The sequence below is a fragment of the Mesorhizobium sp. LCM 4577 genome (assembly GCF_001854795.2).
Taxonomy (GTDB): Bacteria; Pseudomonadota; Alphaproteobacteria; order Rhizobiales; family Rhizobiaceae; genus Mesorhizobium; species Mesorhizobium plurifarium.
The window spans coordinates 170039-189002 of sequence record NZ_MDDU01000046.1; the positions used below are offsets into that span (position 1 = coordinate 170039).

Below are 18964 nucleotides of genomic sequence, written 5' to 3' on the forward strand. Positions count from 1 at the left end.
CGCCGTTCACAATCCGTCCCGTCCGCGAAAACGCCGTTGGTAATGGGCGTCGTAGAGTGAGCTTTCGCCGAAATCCTGCGCCGCGAGCGCGCTGCCGACGAAGATGATCGCCGTGCGTTCCATCGGGTTTTCCGCCAACTGCGCTTCGATGGTGCCCAGCGTGCCGGTCAGGATGCGCTCGTCCGGCCAGGAGGCGCGGAAGACGACCGCGACCGGGCATTCGGCGCCGTAGAGCGGCGTCAAATCGGCGACGATGCGGTCGACGGCATGGATGGCAAGATGGATGGCAAGCGTGGCGCCGGTGCGGCCGAAGCCGGCCAGCGTCTCGCCCGGCGGCATTTTAGAGGCGCGGCCGGAGACGCGGGTCAGCACCAGGCTTTGCRCCAGCTCGGGAATTGTGAGCTCGCGGCGAAGTGCCGCCGCCGCCGCCGCGAAGGACGGCACGCCGGGGGTCAACGTGTAGGGGATGCCGTGCTTTTCCAGCCGCCTGATCTGCTCGGCCACCGCGCTCCACACCGAAAGATCGCCGGAATGCAGGCGGGCGACATCCTGGCCGGCCTTGTGCGCGGCGACATATTCGGCCTCGATCTTGTCGAGCGACATCGGCGCGGTGTCGACCAGCTTGGTGCCGGGCGCGCAGTGTTCGAGCAGCTCCGGTGCGACGATCGAGCCGGCATGAAGGCAGACCGGGCAACTTGCGAGCAGCCGCGCGCCGCGCAGCGTGATGAGATCGGCCGCACCCGGGCCGGCGCCGATGAAATGGACGGTCATGGCGCATCTCCGCTGATGGCGATGGCGCAGGTGACCGGGCCAAGCACCGTGCGTGGCCCGAGCAGCCTTGCACCGGCCCCGGCGACAGCGAGTGCCGACGCCTCCGAAACCGACGGCGTGCCGGCAAGTTCTTGCGAGAGGTTGCGCGAGGCGGCCCCCTCATCCGGCCCTTCGGGCCACCTTCTCCCCGGCGGGGAGAAGAGATCGGCGCCCACGCTGGCAGCCTCCTCTCCCCTTGGGGAGAGGTCAGCCGAGCGAAGCGGAGGCTGGGTGAGGGGGCGCGGCGGTTCGGCGCCAGCGCCATCCACCACTATCACCGGGAGGCTGAGCTTACGACCGGCGGCAAAAATGGCTTCTTCTTTGCGTTTGAATTCCGTTGTTGCCAAGGCGGACAATGCCGTCATCGCGAGGCCGTGCGCCTCAAGCGCGGTCTCGATCGCCGCCAGCACTTCTTCGACGCTCACGCCTTTGCGGCTGCCTATGCCCGCGACCATCATGGTTTTATCCAGCTCCACTGCGTGACCGGCATGGCCGGACGCCAGGCTTGCATCGAGCCGACAGGCGCCGCGCGCGATAGCGCGATGCGGGTGAGATCGCCGCCGCGCCTGTTGTTCTGATCAAGCAGCAAGGCTTCCATCTCCAGCGTCACCGCATTGGCGACGAGCCGGCCACCAGGACGCAGCGCCTTGATCGCCTTTTCCAGCACGCCGGCATCGCTGCCGCCGCCGCCGATGAAGATGGCATCAGGCGTCTCCAATTTTGCCAGCGCCTTGGGCGCGGCGCCTTCGACCACGACGAGGCCGGGCGCGCCACAATGCGCGGCATTGCGCCGGATGCGGGCGGCGCGCTCGCCGTTAGCCTCGATGGCGATGGCGCGCAGCGAAGGGTGCGCCAGCATCCATTCGATACCGATCGAGCCGGAGCCGGCGCCGATGTCCCACAGCAATTCGCCGCGCCGGGGCGCCAGCGCGGACAGGGTGACGGCGCGGATCTCGCGTTTGGTGATCTGGCCGTCATGCTCGAACAGATGATCGGCAAAGCCGACAGTCAAGGGCAGGATGCGCGCATCCGGCGTCGATTCAATTTCAAGCGCCAGCACGTTGAGCGGGTTGATGTTTTTGAGATCGAAGGCGTCGGCGCTGGCTGTGCGCCGCTTCTCGTTCGATCCGCCAAGCGCTTCGAGGACCGTCAACCGCGACGGGCCGAAGCCAAGTTCATCGAGCAGTGCGGCGATGGCTACCGGCGCGTCGGCGTCCGATGTCAGGACAAGGATGCGCGCGCCGGGATGGAGCAGGGGGCGGATCAGGTCGATCGAATGGCCGTGCAGCGAGATGGTCTCGATGTCCTGCAAGGCCCAGCCGAGACGGGAGGCCGCCAGCGATAGAGACGACGGCGCGGGCAAGACAAGCATCTCATCCGGACCGACCTTGCGCGCCAGCGTGACGCCGACGCCGTGAAAGAACGGGTCGCCGGACGCGAGCACGCACACGGCTTTGCCACGAAGCGCCAGCACATCGCGCATTCCAGTGTCGAAGGGCGTCGGCCACGGGCGGGCTTCGCCTTTGGCCAGGGATGCCACCAGAGCGAGGTGCCGCTTGCCGCCGAAGATGATTTCGGCCCCGGCGATCCTGCGCTTGGCCTCGTCGCCGAGACCCGCTACACCGTCCTCGCCAATGCCGACGATGGTGAGCCATTTTGAGGCGCGCTTGGCGGCGAGCGGACCCTTAGCAGGCATGATGACCCACCGCATTCTGATCCTCGGCGGAACGACGGAAGCCCGGCAACTGGCTGCGAAGCTGGCTCGTCGCGCGGATTTCTCGGTCACGCTGTCGCTGGCCGGCCGCACCGAAAGCCCTGTCGCGCAGGGCGTGCCGGTGCGTGTCGGCGGCTTTGGCGGCGCCGGCGGGCTGGCGGGCTATCTTCACGAGGAACGTATCGATCTGCTGATCGACGCCACGCATCCATATGCCGCGCGCATCTCGGCCAATGCCGCCGAAGCAGCAACGAAATCCGGCGTGCCGCTCCTGGCGCTGCGCCGTCCCGGCTGGGAGCCCGTCGCGGGCGATCGCTGGACGCTCGTCGACAGTGCCGCCGAGGCGGCAAGTGCGCTCGGTACGGCGCCGCGCCGCGTTTTCCTTGCGATTGGCCGGCAGGAGGCCGGCGCCTTCGAGGCTGCGCCGCAGCACCGTTACCTGATCCGTAGCGTCGATCCGGTCGAGCCGAAGCTCGCGGTGCCCGATGCGCTCTACTTGTTGGCGCGCGGACCGTTTCCGGAAGCCGACGAGCGGGCGCTGCTCGAAAAATACGGCATCGACGCGATCGTTTCCAAGAACAGCGGCGGCGAGGCGACCTATGGCAAGATCGCCGCTGCGCGGGCGCTCGGCATCGACGTGGTCATGATCCGCCGGCCACCTTTGCCGGACGTTCCTTCGGCCGAGACCGTCGATGCGCTGGCGGCAAAGCTCGATCATCTGTTCGACCCCGTTGCCGAACGCGGCGTGTAGACGAGCGCGGGTCTTTCGTCGCGCTTGATGATACGGGTCTCGGGCGAGCCGATGATGATGCAGGTCGACATGTCGGCTTTTGCCGCATCGGCGTCCGCCAGCAGGAAAACCTCGATGCGCTCGTCGGGACGGCCGGCGGCGCGGCCGAAGATCACCGGCGTTGTGCCGGGCAGGATCGCCTTCAGGCATTCGAAGGCGCGGCCAAGCTGCCAGGGGCGGGCCTTGCTGATCGGGTTGTAGAGCGCGATGACGAAGCCGGCTCCGGCCGCCGCCAGCAGGCGCAGCTCGATCAGCTCCCACGGCTTCAGGTTGTCGGACAGCGAGATGGCGCAGAAATCGTGCCCGAGCGGCGCGCCGATGCGGGCGGCGACGGCAAGCATGGCGGTGACGCCCGGGACGACCGAAAGGTCGATGGCACGCCATTCGGCGGGACCGGCTTCGATCGCCTCGCAAACGGCCGCGGCCATGGCGAAGACGCCGGGATCGCCGCCGGAAACGACCGCGACGCTGTGGCCCTCGGCCGCTTTGGCCAACGCTTCGTTGGAGCGCGCAAGCTCCTCGCGATTGTCGGAAGCGATGCGGGTCTGGTCGGACCGCAATTCGAGGCGGTCGAGATAGGGTTTGTAACCGTAGAAGAAGGAAGCCTCGGCGACGGCATTGGCAGCCTGCGGCGTAACCTGGTCGGCGTTGCCGGGTCCGAGACCAATGACGGTAAGGCGGCCGCTCATGGCTTGGCTCCAGGGCGCGCCGACCAGCCGGCGACCAGCACGATGGCGAAATAGGGCGCCTTGTCGTCCGGCTTGTCGGCGAGCCGCATGGAGACGCTGCCCGGCATGGTGCCGCGCTCGACATAGACGGCCTTGGCCAGCTTGCCGGTGGCTTCGAGCGCGCGCCTGATCTTCGGCAGGTTGCGGCCGACCTTCATGATCACCGCTGCATCGGTGTCGGCCAGCCGACGGGTCAGCTCGAACTCGCTCATCGTGCCCGGCAACACTGTCAGCACATCGTCGCCCTGGACGATCGGCACGCCGGTCTGCGACCAGCAGCCGGACATGGCGGTGATGCCGGGGATGACCTCGGTCGGGAAGCGGTGCGCGAGGCGCACATGCAGGTGCATGTAGGAGCCGTAGAAAAGCGGATCGCCCTCCGACAGCACCGCCACCATCCTGCCGGCGCCGAGATGCTCGGCGACCTGCTCGGCCGACTGCTCGTAGAAATCGGTGATCTGCGCGCGGTAGTCGTCGTGATCCTTGTCGATCTCGGTCGTCACCGGATAGAGCAGCGGCAGCTCGACCATCTCCGGCCGGAAGCGCGCCTCGACGATGGCGCGCGCGTTGCTGTTGTTGCCGCGCTTGGCGAAATAGGCGACGACGTCGGCCTCGGCCAGGGCCCGCGCCGCCTTCAACGTCAAAAGCTCGGGGTCGCCGGGACCAGTGCCGACGCCAACCAGACGGCCTTTCAAAAGAGCGTTCACAGGCCGGGCCTCGCCAATGAATTAAGCGCGGCGGCGGTCATGGCGCTGCCGCCCAGCCTGCCGCGCACGATGGCGTAGGGCACGCCATAGGAATTCTCGGCCAGCGCGTCCTTGGATTCGGCAGCACCGACGAAGCCGACCGGCATGCCGATGATCGCGGCAGGCTTGGGCGCGCCGTCACGCAGCTTTTCGAGCAGGTAGAAGAGCGCGGTCGGCGCGTTGCCGATGGCGACGACCGAGCCTGCCATACGCTCGCCCCATAGGTCGATCGCGGCCGCCGAGCGGGTGTTGCCGATCGCCTTCGCTATGTCGTGCGTGCGCGGGTCGCGCAGCGTGCAGATCACCTCGTTGCCGGCGGGCAGGCGCGCGCGGGTGACGCCGTGCGCCACCATCTCGGCATCGCAGAGGATCGGCGCGCCGGCGGCAAGGGCCGCGCKGGCCGCATCGACGAAACTGTTGGAAAAAACGAAATTCCTGGCGGCTTCGACCTGGCCGCAGGCATGGATCATGCGGATCGCGACATCGGCTTCCGCCTCTGAGAAGCGCGACAGGTCCGCCTCGGCGCGGATGATGGCGAAAGAGCGCTCATAGATCGCCATCCCGTCATGGATGTAGTCGTAGGCGGCCATTTACTGGTTCCGTCGATAGAGTTCGGCGATGCCGGCCGCGCCAAGCCTTGCGAGGCAAGCGGCGGCGGTTTCGCCTTGATGTCTTGCGTCGTCGATCGCCGCCGCAATGCCGGCGACCCCGCGCGCGGCGTCATAGCCCGGCCTGTATCCGGCAGGAAGGGCCTTTGCCGTCCCGTCCACGACAAGTCCGGCTCCGTTTTCGTCGCCGACCAAAGTGAGCGTCGCTGCGCCGGGATGCGCGCAGCCCTTGGCGCAGCCGGAAATGTGCAGGGTCAGGGAGGCGTCGAGGAGGTCGGCGCTTTGTTTTGCGATCGCCTCGGCGATGGMGCGGGTGGCGATGCGGCCCGAGGCGCAGGCCGGCGTGCCCGGGYAGGCGGCGATGCGCGTGCGGGGGTCGGTGGGGGACGTGACAAAGCCGAGGGCGGCGGCGGAGGACTGGAGCAAGGAGGGGGCGGAGAGGCTGAGGAACAGCAAGGCGCGGCCGGGGGCGAGGCGAATTTCGGTGGCGCCGAGGGTTGAGGCTTGTGTGGCGAGGTCGATGAGGGGTTGGGCTGGCATGCTGCCATAGGGCAGGCCAATGCCGAGGGCGTGACCGGTGCTGAGGTCGAAGATGCCAATAGAGGATCGATGGCGCTCTACGGCGCCCCCCTCTGTCCTGCCGGACATCTCCCCCACGAGGGGGGAGATCGAGCCGTCGCCGCCGGTTTCGCCAATCGCCGACCTGGAAAGATGAGAGTTCGCTGCAGAGAGGGAGCCGCCGCGCAAGCTGCTAATCTCCCCCCTTGTGGGGGAGATGTCCGGCAGGACAGAGGGGGGCGCGAAGGAATGCCAGCCAGCGAGAGACGCCAGCTGCCGCTCCGACAAATCGCGGGTGTGGGCCTCGCGGCCTTTTTCAGCGACCATCCTCAACGCCGCCACAGCGATGTCGCGCGCAGTCTCCGCATCGGCCGTCGCGAGCGCCTTTACGCTTCGACCATCCCCGCTGAACGACACGGCCCAAACGGCACCGGTGCCGGCCCGCACCGCTCTCAGCCTCACGTCAGCCGTAAGCGCGTCCATGTTCAATTGCCCGCTGCCATCGACAACCACCGACACCTTCGRCCCTAGCCGTGCCGTCAGCCCGGCCTCTTCGATCGCCAGCCTGATCCGCTCGGCCAACGGTCTCGGATCGGCAATCTCCTCAGGGTCGATCCCCGCAAGCGGCCCCGTCTCGACCGGCACGCCGCTCCGCACCTCGATGCCCAGCACATCCACCTCCGCCGCCAGCAGCCGGGCGCTTTCCGCTGTCAGCCCCCGGATCTGCAGGCTGCCGCGCGCGGTTACTTCCATGATGCCATTGCCGTGGCGCAATGCGGATTCGCCGAGTCGGATCAGCAAGTTGGGAGCAAGTCCTCCAGCGACCGGATTGAGCCGCACCAAAAGCCCGTCGCCGGTCTGCATCGGCGCGCTCAACGCAGGGCAGGCGCCGCGTCGCGAGAAGGCGTTCATGCCGCCACCCCGCTCGCCCGGGCCTCGGCGATCAAAGCCGCGAGATCGTCGTCGATGGAATTCCTGAGCGGATGCCAGAGGCCGCGCCGCCGCGCGGCGAGGAAGCGCTCGGCGATGACCTTGGCGGCGGCAGGGTTCTCGCGCAGCAGAAAGGCGCGGACGTCCGGATCACCGACATAGGCGTCATGCACCGCCTCGATCAGCGCGCCTGATATGGCATGGGTGGTCTCGGCGAAGCCGACCAGCCGGTCGACCGTTTCGGCGAATTCCGAGGCGCCGCGCGGCCCGTGGCGCATCTGGCCGGCGATGAAGCGCGGGTTGACGGCGCGGGCGCGGACCACGCGCGACACCGCTTCGCCGACCGAGCGCGGCTTCGGCTTCTTCGGATCGGTCGTGTCCAGCACGATGACGTCGGCGTTGCGGCCAAGCGCGGCAAGAGCCGCCGAAAAGCCGCCAATGAAGGCGACATCGGCCGAACCTTCGAGGATGTCGCGGCCCGGGTCGTCGCCGGTATGGACGAGAAGGTCGGCTTCGGCGATCCGTCCCTCGAAAGCGCCGGGCGCTGAAATCGCCTCGCCATCGGCGCCGCCATAGGCATGCGAGGTGGCGTCGAGATAGGCGCGGCCGATCTCTTCGCGCAAGACCCATTCGCCGCGCGACAGCAGGTCCTCGACGCCGGCGCCATAGGTGCCGGGCGATGTGCCGAAAATGCGCGGCTCGATCTTGCCTTGGGCACGGGTGGCTGCGGCAAGCGGGTTTTCCGAATCGTCTTCGTCGCGGCCGGCGACGGCGTTGGCGGCTGCATCGATCAGCGCGATCTGGGTCGGGAACATGTCGCGGAACAGGCCGGAGATACGCCAGGTGACGTCGACGCGCGGGCGGCCGAGCGTGGCCGGCGACAAGACCTCGATGCCGGTGACGCGACCGGTGGCGGCATCCCATTGCGGCCGGCAGCCCATCAGCGCCAGGCCTTGCGCGATCTCCTCGCCGCCGGTGCGCAACGAGGCCGAGCCCCAGAGGTCGATGACCAGCGAGCGCGGCCAGTCGCCATGGCTCTGCATGTAGCTGCGCACCACTTCCTCCGCCGCCGCCTGGCCGAGATCATAGGCGGTCGGCGTCGGCATGGTTCGGGGATCGGACGTGAAGAGGTTGCGGCCGGTGGGCAGGACATCGGAGCGGCCACGCGCCGGCGCGCCGGCGGGGCCGGCTTTGATGTGGCGGCCGTCGAGCGCGGCGAGCAGGTTGCGTTTCTCGGCCGCCGCGCTTTGCAGGCGCAGCGGATCGGCTTCATCCTCCGGCGCGCGGCCATAGACGTGCAGCCCGTCCTTGACGGCGAAATCCTTGAGGTCGCAGAGCCAGGCGTCGATGCGGCGCAGCGCTTCGTCGGGTTGGTCGGTCTTGGCGACGCCAGCTTCCGAGGCAAGCCCGGTCTTGCGCGCCGTCTCGACGATCAGCTTTGCCAGGCGATCGCGGCGGCGACGGTCGAGCCCGTCGGCCTGCGCATATTCATCGACCAATCGCTCGAGCTTCTGCTGCGCCTCGTCGAGGCCCGCGCCGGTCAGCGGCGGCGGCAGATGGCCGAGCGTGACGGCCGCAATGCGGCGCTTGGCCTGCGCCGCTTCGCCCGGATTGGAGACAATGAAGGGATAAATGACCGGCAGCGAGCCTGTGACGATCTCGGGGAAACAGGCGTCGGAGAGCGCGACGGTCTTGCCCGGCAGCCATTCCAGCGTGCCATGCGCGCCGACATGGACGATGGYGTGGACGCCGAGCGATTTTTGCAGCCAGAGGCCGAAAGCGATGAGTTCGTGGCGCGGGGGGAGCGTCGGGTCGTGGTAATCCGCGCGGCGATCGGCGGAGCGGCCACGGTCGGGGGCCAGCGCGACGGTGACGTTGCCGAAGGTGGCGGCGCGGAAGGGGAAGCGGTTCTGGGGGGTAGCTTGCAAGAGTTCGCGTTCTGTCGCCCCCCCCTCTGTCCTGCCGGACATCTCCCCCTCAAGGGGGGAGATTGGCAGTTCCGCCGCCGGCTCTCCCCTTGCCAGGCCGGAAATTGGCGAAAGCCGAGGTGAAGGAATAATCTCCCCCCCTGAGGGGGAGATGTCCGGCAGGACAGAGAGGGGGGCCTCGCGCAGACCTATCCGTTCAGCCTTTCCCCACGCTGCCTCAAGCGTATCGCGTGCAACTGCAGGCAGTTCGGCCGAATAAGCCAGGTAGTCACCCAAAGTAAGGCTTTCCCCACTCACCTCCAACGCATCCAGCAAATCCCGCGGCGATTGCGGAATCCCTTCAACCGCATAACCCTGTTCCTTCAGGTCCTGCAGCATCGCAAGCACACTGGAGGGCACATCAAGCCCAACGGCATAGCCGGTCCGTCCCGGCGCGCTCGGGTAATCCGGGATCAGGATGGCGAGCTTGCGCTTTGTCCGTTCCRCCCGCTGCAGGCGAATAAACGCTGCGATGCGCTTGGCCACCTGCGACACGCGGTCGGCTTCCGGCCGGTTGGCGAAAGCGCGGAAGGCCAGCGCCGGATCGGTATCGACCTCGCCCTTGAAGGAGATTGCGCCGGCGAGGATACGGCCGTCGAGCTCGGGCAGGACCACATGCATGGCGAGATCGGCGGGCGCCAGGCCGCGCTGGTTCTTTTCCCAGACCTCGCGCCTCGTCGTGGCGACGATGACCTGGAAGACCGGCACGCCGGCGCGGTCGAACAGGGTTTCGGCGCCGGGTTCCGCGCCGGAGGCAAAGGCGGTGGCAGTGACGATGGCGGCGGGACTTAGCGAGGCGATGGCGTTCTCGACGAAGGCGAGGGATGTCGGGTCTTTGAGGCTGGAGACGAAGATCGGCACGGGCGCCAGGCCTTGCTGCTCCAACGCTTCCGCGAGAGCGTCGATGGGCGCTACGTCTGCCGCCAATAGCATCGAGCGGTAGAAGAGGATGGGGATGACGCCGAACTTGTTGGCGTCGAGTTCCGTCGCCCCCCTCTCTGTCCTGCCGGACATCTCCCCCTCAAGGCGGGAGATTGCTTTGTCGTCGACGGTTTCGCCAATCGCAGACGTTGCAGATGGTTCTTTTGACGCCCTTGAAGAAAACGCGCCAGGGTTGATGACGGCTGATCTCCCCCCTTGAGGGGGAGATGTCCGGCAGGACAGAGAGGGGGGCGAAGGATCGCCGACCTCTGAAAGGTCCGGCTTCTCAACGACACCAACTCCCGGCTCATAAAACCCCGCCTTCGGTACGCTCACCAGCTCGGCAACCGCCGCTTCAGCCCCCGCCAGCCTCGCCAATCTCCGCACCAGCGCCGCCATGTTCGCCGGACCGCCCTCTCGGAAATAGCCGAGCAAGGCGTCCAACTCCTCGCGCGGCAGGGTCGAGGCTTCGATCAGGCGCTGGTCCTCGTCATGGCTTTCACCGGGCAGCAGCGCCAGCTTGATGCCGCGCTCGCTCGCCACTGCCGCCAGTTGGTCGCAACCGTAGCGCCACCACTCATAGCCACCGAGGATGCGGACGAGGATGACCCTGGCGTGGCGGGCGACGCTGTCGATCCAGAGATCGACCGACATCGGGTGGCGAAGGTCGCGCAGCGCCGCAAGCCGCATCGAGGGCAGCCGCGCCGCATCGGCCTTCCAGGCGGCGGCCAGGCCGGCGAGATCGCTGTCGGTGAAGGACAGGGCCACGACATCCGCAGGCGTCTGCCTGAGGTCGATCGGCTCGGCAAGATCGTCGAGCGAAGCGGATGTGGTGGCGAGGATATGCATCGCTGTCCGATTTGCCTCAGCCGGCGAGGATACGCTCGATCGCCGGGCGGTTCAGCCCCTTGAGGCCGATGACGACGAGCCGCGAGCGGCGGTCGTCCTCGGCTGTCCAGGCGCGGTCGTAATAGTGGTTGACACGTGGGCCGACGGCCTGCAGCAGGAGGCGCATCGGCTTGCCGCCGACTTCGACGAAGCCTTTGACGCGCAACACGTTCTCCTGTTCGGCGGCAAGGGCGACGCGCTTTGCCAGTTCGTCCGGATTGGCGATCGACGGGATGTCGATGACGAAGGAATCGAAATCGTCATGCTCGTGGTCGAGCTCGTCGTCGTGATGGGTCTTGCGGTTCTCGATGTCGTCCTCGACGGCGAGGCCGAGGCCGAGCAGCACCGACGGGTCGACTTTACCGTGAGTGGTCGGGACGACCTTGACGGCGCGCGCCACGTGCTCGCCGATAACGGCGTTGGCGCGCTGCGAGCCGGCGGCGTCCATCAGGTCGCTCTTCGACAGGATGATCAGGTCGGCGCAGGCGATCTGGTCCTCGAACACCTCTTCGACTGGATCGTCATGGTCGAGCGAGTCGTCCGCCGCGCGCTGCGCCTGCAAGGCGTCCATGTCGGATGCGACGCGGCCGTCGGCCAGCGCCGGGCCGTCGACCACGGCGACGACGCCGTCGACCGTGACGCGGCTCTTCACCGTCGGCCATTGGAACGCCTGGACCAGCGGCTTCGGCAGAGCGAGGCCCGAGGTCTCGATCAGGATGTGGTCGACCTTCGGCGTGCGGGACAGGATCTGGTCGAGCGCCGGCACGAAGTCGTCGGCGACGGTGCAGCAGATGCAGCCATTGGCGAGCTCGACGATGTTTTCTTCCGGACAGGTGTCGACGCCGCAGCCCTTCAGGATCTCGCCGTCGATGCCGACATCGCCGAACTCGTTGACGATGATCGCCAGCCGCTTGCCCTTGGCGTTTTCGAGCAGGTTGCGGATCAGCGTCGTCTTGCCGGCGCCGAGGAAGCCGGTGACGACGGTGCAGGGCACGCGGGATAAGGAAGCGGTCATGGTCAGTCCTTCAGCATGTCGAGGGGAGGGATGCGGGCAACCAGGCCGCGCTTGAGGGAATCGGGCCGGCCCCGCCAGGGGATCAGGCCATCGGTCGAGGTGGCGAAGAGCTTTGCGCCGGCAACGAGGTCGGCGCCGCTGGTCGTGTCCAGATCGCCGAAGACGTAGCTCCAGCAGCCGTCGCGCAGCAGCGCGGCGCTCAATCGGCGCTTGCAATTGCCGAGGCATTCGACGGTGCGAATGCGGATATTGTCGCTCGAGGCGGCGCGGCGCGTGTCTTCGGCCAGCAGCGCGCCGGCGCGGGGATGTGCGTCGGATCCGGTTTCGTCGCGGCAGGACGAGCAGACGATGACGGTCACGCCGGCCAGCGCATCGGGCTCGGACGAAATGTCCGCACTGTTTGCCGGGAAACTGCCGTTGCGATCCAAAACCAGGCTCCTTGCCCGGAAAACCCGCCGGGCATTCGGATACTTTTAGTCTCAGACGGCAGGTCTCCTGGCTCGCGGGTCGTCGCCTCAGATGCCGCCTTCCCGGGAACATCCCAGTGGTTTTCGGCCGGGGCTCGTCGCTTACAGTTGCGGGGACAGCCGCGGATTTGGGTTTTGGCCCGCACCGCATTCCCTCTTGGCTCCTCCCTTTGCCGGGAGAAGACCGTCTGGGTCAGGATTTAGGCTTACGGCCAGGCGCCTGTCAACGCGTGGCTACGACACGGTCGTGTGGGCCAGYGCCATTACCAGCCCTCCCAGCCCTTCGGCGGCTTTATCGGTTTAAGATATGTTCCCACGAGGCGACGGGGCGCAGCGGCTGCCGGAAGCATGGTTGGCGAACAACCTCTCGGGCAGATCGGGCTCCACATCAAGATAACCCGGCTCCTATCCGATTCTGGTTGCTGATCGTCGAGCAGATATTGATCGCCAACCGTCAGCAGGCCACAGGACTGCTTGATGTCGTCGTCGATCTCTCCGTGTTCGGAACTCAGCCAGCGCAGCAGCAAAAACGCCGCCGCGTCGGCGTCTACGCCGCCGCAGTAGATTACGGGTTTGGTGACTTCTACCCATTTCGACTGGGACGCAGCGTTTGCATCGAGCGTAGAAGACAGCATTAGAGCTGCTACTACCAGACACTTGAAACCATTGAGGGTCATCAAACCAAAGCTCGGTTCATAGCAAGCTTTGTTCTATTTTTGTTCTTTTTGTTTGTCAACGCGCTGCTATGGCATCGCCATGTCGATCAGCGCCGGTCCGAGGTCGCCGGCCGGCGTCACTTCGATCGCCTGCAGGCCGAGCCATGCCTGCATTTGCTTCAGTTCGTCGAAGAGCTGTGCGGCGGTTTCAGCGGGAGCACCGGCTTCGGCATAAGCGGCATGGACGCGCAGCACGCTGGCCGGGCGGTCGGCGCGCAGATCGACGCGGGCAACGATGCGGTCGCCGAGCAGGAAGGGCAGCACGTAGTAGCCGTATTGGCGCTTTTCGGCCGGCGTGTAGATCTCGATGCGATAGCGGAAATTGAAGAGCTTTTCGGTGCGCGTGCGTTCGAAAACCACGGGATCGAACGGGGCAAGCAGGGCACGCGCCTCGATCCGGCGCGGGATTCGCGCGTCCTTGTGGAGATAAGCGGGCTTGTCCCAGCCTTCGACCTTCACCGGCAGCAAATCGCCGGCTTCGACCAGTTCCTCGATGCGGTCCTTGGTGTCGCCGGGCGCCAGCCGGAAATAGTCGCGCAGGTCGCCATAGGTGGCGATGCCGTGGGCGCGTGCCGAGATGCGCAGCAATTCGCGATGCGCGTCCTCGACCGAGGGCACGGGCAGGTCGAGCACGGCCTGCGGCAAAACGCGCTCGGGCAGGTCGTAGTAGCGTTCGAAGCCGCGCCGGTAGGCGGTGGTGATGCGACCGGCCCAGAACAGCCATTCGAAAGCGTGCTTGGCCTCGCTCCAGCCCCACCAGCCGCCATTGCCCTTATGGCCTTCGATATCTGAGGCGGCGATCGGACCGCGATCGGCGACCTCTCTATAGATCTCATCAATCATGTCCTTGCGTTCACGGCCCCATTTCGCCAGGCCGAGATACATCTCGTCGCCCTGCTCGGCGCGCTGCATGCGCCAGCGCATCAAGGGATAGGTCTCGACAGGCAGGAACGAGGCCTCGTGCGCCCAATATTCAAAGACCGCACGCTTGCGGGTGACCGCCGCATTGTCGAGCAGCGCCAGCGGGTAGGGGCCAAGGCGTGAATAGAGCGGCATATAATGTGCGCGCACCACCGCACTGACGGAATCGATCTGCAGCAGGCCGGTCCGCGAAAGCACGCGGGCAAGATGGCGTCGGTCCGGAACACTATTGGGCCTGGGGTCGTTGAACCCCTGCGCGCCGAGCGCGATGCGCCTGGCCATGGCGAGCGAGATTTTCTCCTTCATCAAGGTGTCCTTGCCCCGATCGTCCGTCGGATTTTTAGCCGGTGATTCCGGCCATGCTAGCAGGCAAATGGCGGGAGATATGTCAGGAGAGAAAAGTGGAGTAAAAAGTGAAGGAAATCAAACAGGAGCGGATCGGACCAGTTTCTTCCGATAAGGCGTCCAGGGCCGCGATTTGAACAAGGTTTGACTTGCGTCACCGAAACCGCTGCGCTAACCCTCGCCGCGTTGCAGCATGGGCCCTCTTAAAACGGTTCAGCGGTTAAACTGTCACGCTTCCGCATTAGAGTTCGTTGCTGTAATCAAAGTGAACTGCCCCGCCGAAGGAAAGCCGCCGCATGAGCGCACTCCTGAGTTCTTACCTGCCTATCGTCCTGTTCATCGCCGTGGCGATGATCGTCGGTCTGGCGCTGATCGTCGCTCCTTTCCTGGTGGCCTACCGCAATCCCGACCCGGAAAAGCTTTCCGCCTATGAATGCGGGTTCAATTCGTTCGACGACGCCCGCATGAAGTTCGACATCCGTTTCTACCTGGTGTCGATCCTGTTCATCATCTTCGATCTCGAGGTCGCCTTCCTGTTCCCGTGGGCCGTGTCCTTCTCGAAGCTCGGCATGCTCGGCTTCTGGTCGATGATGGTGTTTCTAGCGGTGCTGACCATCGGCTTTGCCTATGAATGGAAAAAAGGAGCGCTGGAATGGGATTGAACGACAGTTCAGGCACCCTCGTCGCGCCGAAGCCCAAGGGCATCATCGACCCCAACACCGGCAGGCCGGTGGGGGAAGACGATCCCTTCTTCCTCGAAATCAACAATGAGCTGGCCGACAAGGGTTTCCTTGTCACCTCGACCGAAGCGCTCATCACCTGGGCGCGCAGCGGCTCGCTGATGTTCATGACCTTCGGCCTCGCCTGCTGCGCGGTCGAGATGATCCATACCTCGATGCCCCGCTACGACTCGGAGCGTTTCGGCGTCGCGCCACGCGCGTCCCCGCGCCAGTCAGACATCATGATCGTCGCCGGCACGCTGACCAACAAGATGGCGCCGGCGCTGCGCAAGGTCTACGACCAGATGCCGGAGCCGCGCTACGTCATCTCGATGGGCTCCTGCGCCAATGGCGGCGGCTACTACCACTATTCTTATTCGGTGGTGCGTGGCTGCGATCGCGTCGTGCCCGTCGACATCTATGTGCCCGGCTGCCCGCCGAGCGCCGAAGCGCTGCTCTACGGCATTCTCCTTCTGCAGAAGAAGATCCGCCGCACCGGCACGATCGAACGGTGAGCCGATGACCCTGGCGTTGAACGAACTCTCCACCTATCTCGGCGAGAAGCTCTCCGGCCGCATCGGCGAAGCCGTGCTTGCCTATGACGAACTGACCATTTCCGTCGAGCCGGGCAATCTGATCGAGGTGGCGACCTTCCTGCGCGACGATCCGCGCTGCCAGTTCATCTCGATCATCGACATTTGTGGCGCCGACTACCCGTCGCGCGCCAGGCGGTTCGATGTCGTCTATCACCTTCTGTCGCCGAAGCAGAATGTGCGCATCCGCCTCAAGGTCCAGGCCGACGAGGAAACGTTGGTGCCGTCGCTGACCGCCGTCTATCCAGGCGCCGACTGGTATGAGCGCGAGACGTATGACCTTTACGGCGTGCTGTTTAGCGGCCATCCGGATCTGCGCCGCATTCTCACCGACTACGGCTTCGAGGGGCACCCGCTGCGCAAGGATTTCCCGCTGACCGGCTTCGTCGAGGTGCGCTACGACGACGAGGCCAAGCGCGTGATCTACGAGCCGGTCGAGCTCAAGCAGGAATTCCGCAATTTCGATTTTCTTTCTCCTTGGGAAGGGACGGACTACGTCCTGYCCGGGGATGAAAAAGCCAAGACGAATTGAGGCGCCGCGATGGCTGAAACCTCCGTCCGCAATTTCAACATTAACTTTGGGCCTCAACACCCTGCCGCGCACGGTGTTTTGAGGTTGGTTCTCGAGCTGGACGGCGAAGTTGTCGACCGCGTCGATCCGCATATCGGTCTGCTCCACCGCGGCACCGAGAAGCTGATCGAGGCCAAGACCTATCTGCAGGCCGTGCCCTATCTCGACCGGCTCGACTATTGCGCGCCGATGAACCAGGAGCATGCCTTCGCGCTCGCGGCCGAGCGGCTGCTCGGCATCGAGGTGCCGAAGCGCGGCCAGCTGATCCGCGTGCTCTATTCCGAGATGGGCCGCATCATGTCGCACATCCTGAATGTGACGACGCAGGCGATGGATGTCGGCGCGCTGACCCCGCCGCTGTGGGGCTTTGTCGAGCGCGAAAAGCTGATGGTGTTCTACGAGCGCGCCTCGGGCTCACGCATGCATGCGGCCTATTTCCGGCCGGGCGGCGTGCACCAGGACCTGCCGCAGAAGCTGGTCGAGGATATCGGCAAGTGGATCGACCCGTTCCTGAAGTCGATCGACGATCTCGACGCCCTGCTCACGCCCAACCGCATCTTCAAGCAGCGCAATGTCGATATCGGCACGGTGTCGCTGGCCGACGCCTGGGCCTGGGGGTTTTCGGGCGTGATGGTGCGCGGCTCGGGCGCGGCCTGGGACCTGCGCAAGGCGCAGCCCTATGAATGCTATTCGGAGATGGACTTCGACATCCCGGTCGGCAAGAACGGTGACTGCTACGACCGTTACCTTGTGCGCATGGAAGAGATGCGCCAGTCGGCCAGGATCATGCGCCAGTGCGTCGATCTTCTGCTCGGCAAGGAAAGCGCCGGCCCGGTGTCGAACCTCGACGGCAAGGTGGTGCCGCCGAAGCGCGCGGCGATGAAGCGTTCGATGGAAGCGCTGATCCATCACTTCAAGCTCTATACCGAGGGCTATCGCGTGCCGGCCGGCGAGGTCTACGCGGCCGTCGAAGCGCCGAAAGGCGAATTCGGCGTCTATCTGGTCTCCGACGGCACCAACAAGCCGTATCGCTGCAAGCTGCGCGCGCCTGGCTTCGCGCATCTGCAAGCCATGGATTTCCTGTGCCGCGGCCACATGCTGGCCGACGTCACCGCCGTGCTTGGCTCCCTCGACATCGTGTTTGGTGAGGTCGATCGGTAATGCGGMAGGTGATTGCAGCTTTGTCGCTTACTGCAATAGCCGGTCAATCGGCCCTTGCAGCCGATTGCCCTGCGTCGGTAACGTCTTTGGAATTGGCAAAAAAGCACTACAAGCTGCACTACGTCACTTTGAACATGCGCGACAGTGCGACTAGTGACCAAGCTGTTGTCGACGCGTTCTATTTCGGGGATGCGTCCTGCGAATATCGCTTTATGGCGCCGCAGGATGTGACATTTACCAAAGCCGAGATTTCTGAAGCCGCGCTCAATCGGCAGGGGTTCAAAAAACTTGCCAAGAAGCTGGGTCATCAAGCGGGTGTTTCTCCTGCCGTCATGACAAATTCGCCGACCTTTCAGTGCTTCGACAACCAGTCGAAGGTTTGCAAGGAGGCGGCGGCTCGGCAATGACACCGTTTCCTGACCCCCGCCCTTTCGACTGCTACAACAGAGTTCAAACCTAATGTCAGTCCGCCGTCTTGCAGAAGCCAGCCTCCAGCCAGCCTCGTTCGCCTTCAACAAGGAGAACGCGGCGGCGGCTGAGCAGTGGATCGCCAAATATCCGAAGGGGCGCGAGCAGTYGGCCATCATCCCCTTGCTGATGCTGGCGCAGGAACAGGAAGGCTGGGTCACCAAGGCGGCGATCGAGACGATCTCGGACATGCTCGGCATGCCGCGCATCCGCGGCCTCGAGGTCGCGACCTTCTACACGCAGTACCAGCTCAATCCGGTCGGCACGCGGGCCCATATCCAGGTCTGCGGCACTACGCCCTGCATGCTGCGCGGCTCGGAAGCGCTGATGGATGTGTGCCGGTCGAAGATCCATCACGACCAGTTCCACACCAACGACAAGGGCACGCTGTCGTGGGAGGAGGTCGAATGCCTCGGCGCCTGCGTCAACGCGCCGATGGTCATGATCTTCAAGGATACGTTCGAGGACCTGACGCCCGAGCGGCTGGCCGAGATCATCGATCTCTACGACGCCGGCAAGGGCGCGGAGGTCAAGCCGGGGCCTCAGAACGGCCGCCACGGCTCCGAGCCGGCCGATGGTTTGAAGACGCTAACAAATGAAAAGGCGATCCTGAAGTCGACGCGCGACAAGGAAGCCAAGGCGGCCGCGAAGGCTGCCAAGGATGCCGCCGCCGCAGCGCCGGCTGCCGCTCCTGCGGCCGTCGTCTCGCAGGCGGCACCTGCCGCAGCCCCGGCACCCGCTGCACCGCCGGCCTCGGGTCCGGTTGCGCCGTCCAAGTCCAGCAAGCCGAAGACCGATGCGCCGGAGACCAGCCCGGCCTTGACGACGCCGTCGCCGGTCAAGGTCGCCCCGGCCACCGAGAAGGCGGCCAGCGTCAGGGCGCCGCGCCATTCGGCCGCCAACGCCAACCAGGCCGATCCTGAAGTCGAGGCGGTTTCCAAGCCGCGCAGCGGACCGAAGACGAAAGCCGAGCCGGCCACCGCCTTCAAGGCGCCGGAAACCAAGCAGCCGGTCGCCAAGACAGCGAAGCCTTCGCTGGAGGACAAGAACCGTCCGTCCGGCATCGAGCGGCCGGCAACCGTCGACGATCTCAAGCTGATCTCCGGCGTCGGCCCGAAGATCGAAGGCATTTTGCACTCGCTGGGCATCTACACCTTCGCGCAGGTCGCAGGCTGGAAGAAGGCCGAGCGCGAATGGGTCGACGGCTATCTCAATTTCCGCGGCCGCATCGAGCGCGACGACTGGGTGAAGCAGGCCAAGGCGCTCGCCAAGGGCGGCGTCGCCGAATACATCCGCGTCTTCGGCAAGAAGCCGGTCTGAGGGACGAA

19 protein-coding genes and 1 riboswitch are annotated in these 18964 nt (G+C 65.7%); of the genes, 7 read left to right on the forward strand and 12 right to left on the reverse strand.

Annotated features, from left to right (window positions below; genetic code table 11):
- Positions 1-6 precede the first annotated feature (6 nt).
- Genes cobM through cbiE form a run of 3 tightly spaced genes read right to left on the reverse strand, consistent with a single transcriptional unit; the run spans position 7 to position 2506 of the window.
- Positions 7-771, reverse strand: a complete 765-nt coding sequence (cobM, locus tag LCM4577_RS27965; protein WP_071074282.1) for a precorrin-4 C(11)-methyltransferase — start codon at positions 769-771, stop codon at positions 7-9.
- The gene (locus LCM4577_RS27970; protein WP_040982069.1) at positions 768-1268 is read right to left on the reverse strand and encodes a cobalamin biosynthesis protein; all 501 of its coding nucleotides are present in this window, start codon (positions 1266-1268) and stop codon (positions 768-770) included. Before LCM4577_RS27970 ends, cobM begins: the two co-directional genes overlap by 4 nt.
- Positions 1265-2506, reverse strand: a complete 1242-nt coding sequence (cbiE, locus tag LCM4577_RS27975) for a precorrin-6y C5,15-methyltransferase (decarboxylating) subunit CbiE (RefSeq protein WP_071074395.1) — start codon at positions 2504-2506, stop codon at positions 1265-1267. Before cbiE ends, LCM4577_RS27970 begins: the two co-directional genes overlap by 4 nt.
- Before the next feature lies 1 nt (position 2507).
- Between cbiE and LCM4577_RS27980 the strand changes: the two genes are divergently transcribed.
- On the forward strand, positions 2508-3275 hold the full coding sequence (locus tag LCM4577_RS27980; RefSeq protein ID WP_071031596.1) for a cobalt-precorrin-6A reductase: 768 nt from the start codon (positions 2508-2510) through the stop codon (positions 3273-3275).
- Here LCM4577_RS27980 and LCM4577_RS27985 read toward each other — a convergent pair.
- From LCM4577_RS27985 to LCM4577_RS28025, 9 genes are all read right to left on the reverse strand, one after another.
- Entirely contained in the window at positions 3239-4003 is a 765-nt protein-coding gene (locus tag LCM4577_RS27985) for a precorrin-3B C(17)-methyltransferase (RefSeq protein ID WP_071074283.1), read from the reverse strand. The two genes, LCM4577_RS27980 and LCM4577_RS27985, sit on opposite strands and share 37 nt — an antisense overlap.
- Entirely contained in the window at positions 4000-4749 is a 750-nt protein-coding gene (locus tag LCM4577_RS27990; RefSeq protein WP_071074284.1) for a precorrin-2 C(20)-methyltransferase, read from the reverse strand. The genes LCM4577_RS27985 and LCM4577_RS27990 overlap by 4 nt, the downstream gene beginning before the upstream one ends.
- On the reverse strand, positions 4746-5378 hold the full coding sequence (locus LCM4577_RS27995) for a precorrin-8X methylmutase (RefSeq protein ID WP_071074285.1): 633 nt from the start codon (positions 5376-5378) through the stop codon (positions 4746-4748). Before LCM4577_RS27995 ends, LCM4577_RS27990 begins: the two co-directional genes overlap by 4 nt.
- The gene (cobG, locus tag LCM4577_RS28000) at positions 5379-6866 is read right to left on the reverse strand and encodes a precorrin-3B synthase (RefSeq protein WP_071074286.1); all 1488 of its coding nucleotides are present in this window, start codon (positions 6864-6866) and stop codon (positions 5379-5381) included.
- On the reverse strand, positions 6863-10621 hold the full coding sequence (locus LCM4577_RS28005; protein WP_071074287.1) for a cobaltochelatase subunit CobN: 3759 nt from the start codon (positions 10619-10621) through the stop codon (positions 6863-6865). Before LCM4577_RS28005 ends, cobG begins: the two co-directional genes overlap by 4 nt.
- 16 nt (positions 10622-10637) lie before the next feature.
- Complete coding sequence (gene cobW / locus LCM4577_RS28010; protein WP_071031586.1) at positions 10638-11675, reverse strand: cobalamin biosynthesis protein CobW; 1038 nt, start codon at positions 11673-11675, stop codon at positions 10638-10640.
- A 2-nt stretch (positions 11676-11677) separates the two neighbouring features.
- Positions 11678-12103, reverse strand: coding sequence for a DUF1636 family protein (locus tag LCM4577_RS28015; RefSeq protein ID WP_071031585.1), 426 nt, complete (start codon positions 12101-12103; stop codon positions 11678-11680).
- Between the two features lie 39 nt (positions 12104-12142).
- Positions 12143-12346, reverse strand: a riboswitch (cobalamin riboswitch).
- Positions 12347-12405: 59 nt separating this feature from the next.
- Positions 12406-12819 (reverse strand): hypothetical protein, encoded by a 414-nt coding sequence (locus LCM4577_RS28020; RefSeq protein ID WP_071074288.1) that lies wholly within the window; start codon positions 12817-12819, stop codon positions 12406-12408.
- Positions 12820-12885: 66 nt separating this feature from the next.
- Positions 12886-14085 carry a winged helix-turn-helix domain-containing protein gene (locus tag LCM4577_RS28025; RefSeq protein ID WP_071031581.1) on the reverse strand — a complete coding sequence of 400 codons (1200 nt, stop codon included), beginning with the start codon at positions 14083-14085 and terminating at the stop codon, positions 12886-12888.
- Between the two features lie 335 nt (positions 14086-14420).
- On the opposite strand from LCM4577_RS28025, the gene LCM4577_RS28030 reads away from it, so the two are divergent.
- Genes LCM4577_RS28030 through LCM4577_RS28055 form a run of 6 tightly spaced genes read left to right on the forward strand, consistent with a single transcriptional unit; the run spans position 14421 to position 18956 of the window.
- Positions 14421-14786, forward strand: coding sequence for an NADH-quinone oxidoreductase subunit A (locus LCM4577_RS28030; protein WP_040982049.1), 366 nt, complete (start codon positions 14421-14423; stop codon positions 14784-14786).
- Entirely contained in the window at positions 14777-15358 is a 582-nt protein-coding gene (locus LCM4577_RS28035; protein ID WP_015317338.1) for an NADH-quinone oxidoreductase subunit B family protein, read from the forward strand. Before LCM4577_RS28030 ends, LCM4577_RS28035 begins: the two co-directional genes overlap by 10 nt.
- Before the next feature lie 4 nt (positions 15359-15362).
- Positions 15363-15968 carry an NADH-quinone oxidoreductase subunit C gene (locus tag LCM4577_RS28040; RefSeq protein WP_071074289.1) on the forward strand — a complete coding sequence of 202 codons (606 nt, stop codon included), beginning with the start codon at positions 15363-15365 and terminating at the stop codon, positions 15966-15968.
- 9 nt (positions 15969-15977) lie between these two features.
- Complete coding sequence (locus LCM4577_RS28045; RefSeq protein WP_040999123.1) at positions 15978-17168, forward strand: NADH-quinone oxidoreductase subunit D; 1191 nt, start codon at positions 15978-15980, stop codon at positions 17166-17168.
- 20 nt (positions 17169-17188) lie between these two features.
- Complete coding sequence (locus tag LCM4577_RS28050; protein WP_131803533.1) at positions 17189-17575, forward strand: hypothetical protein; 387 nt, start codon at positions 17189-17191, stop codon at positions 17573-17575.
- A gap of 52 nt (positions 17576-17627) precedes the next feature.
- A complete protein-coding gene (locus LCM4577_RS28055) occupies positions 17628-18956 on the forward strand; it encodes an NADH-quinone oxidoreductase subunit E (RefSeq protein WP_071074291.1) in 1329 nt (442 codons plus the stop codon).
- Positions 18957-18964 lie beyond the last annotated feature (8 nt).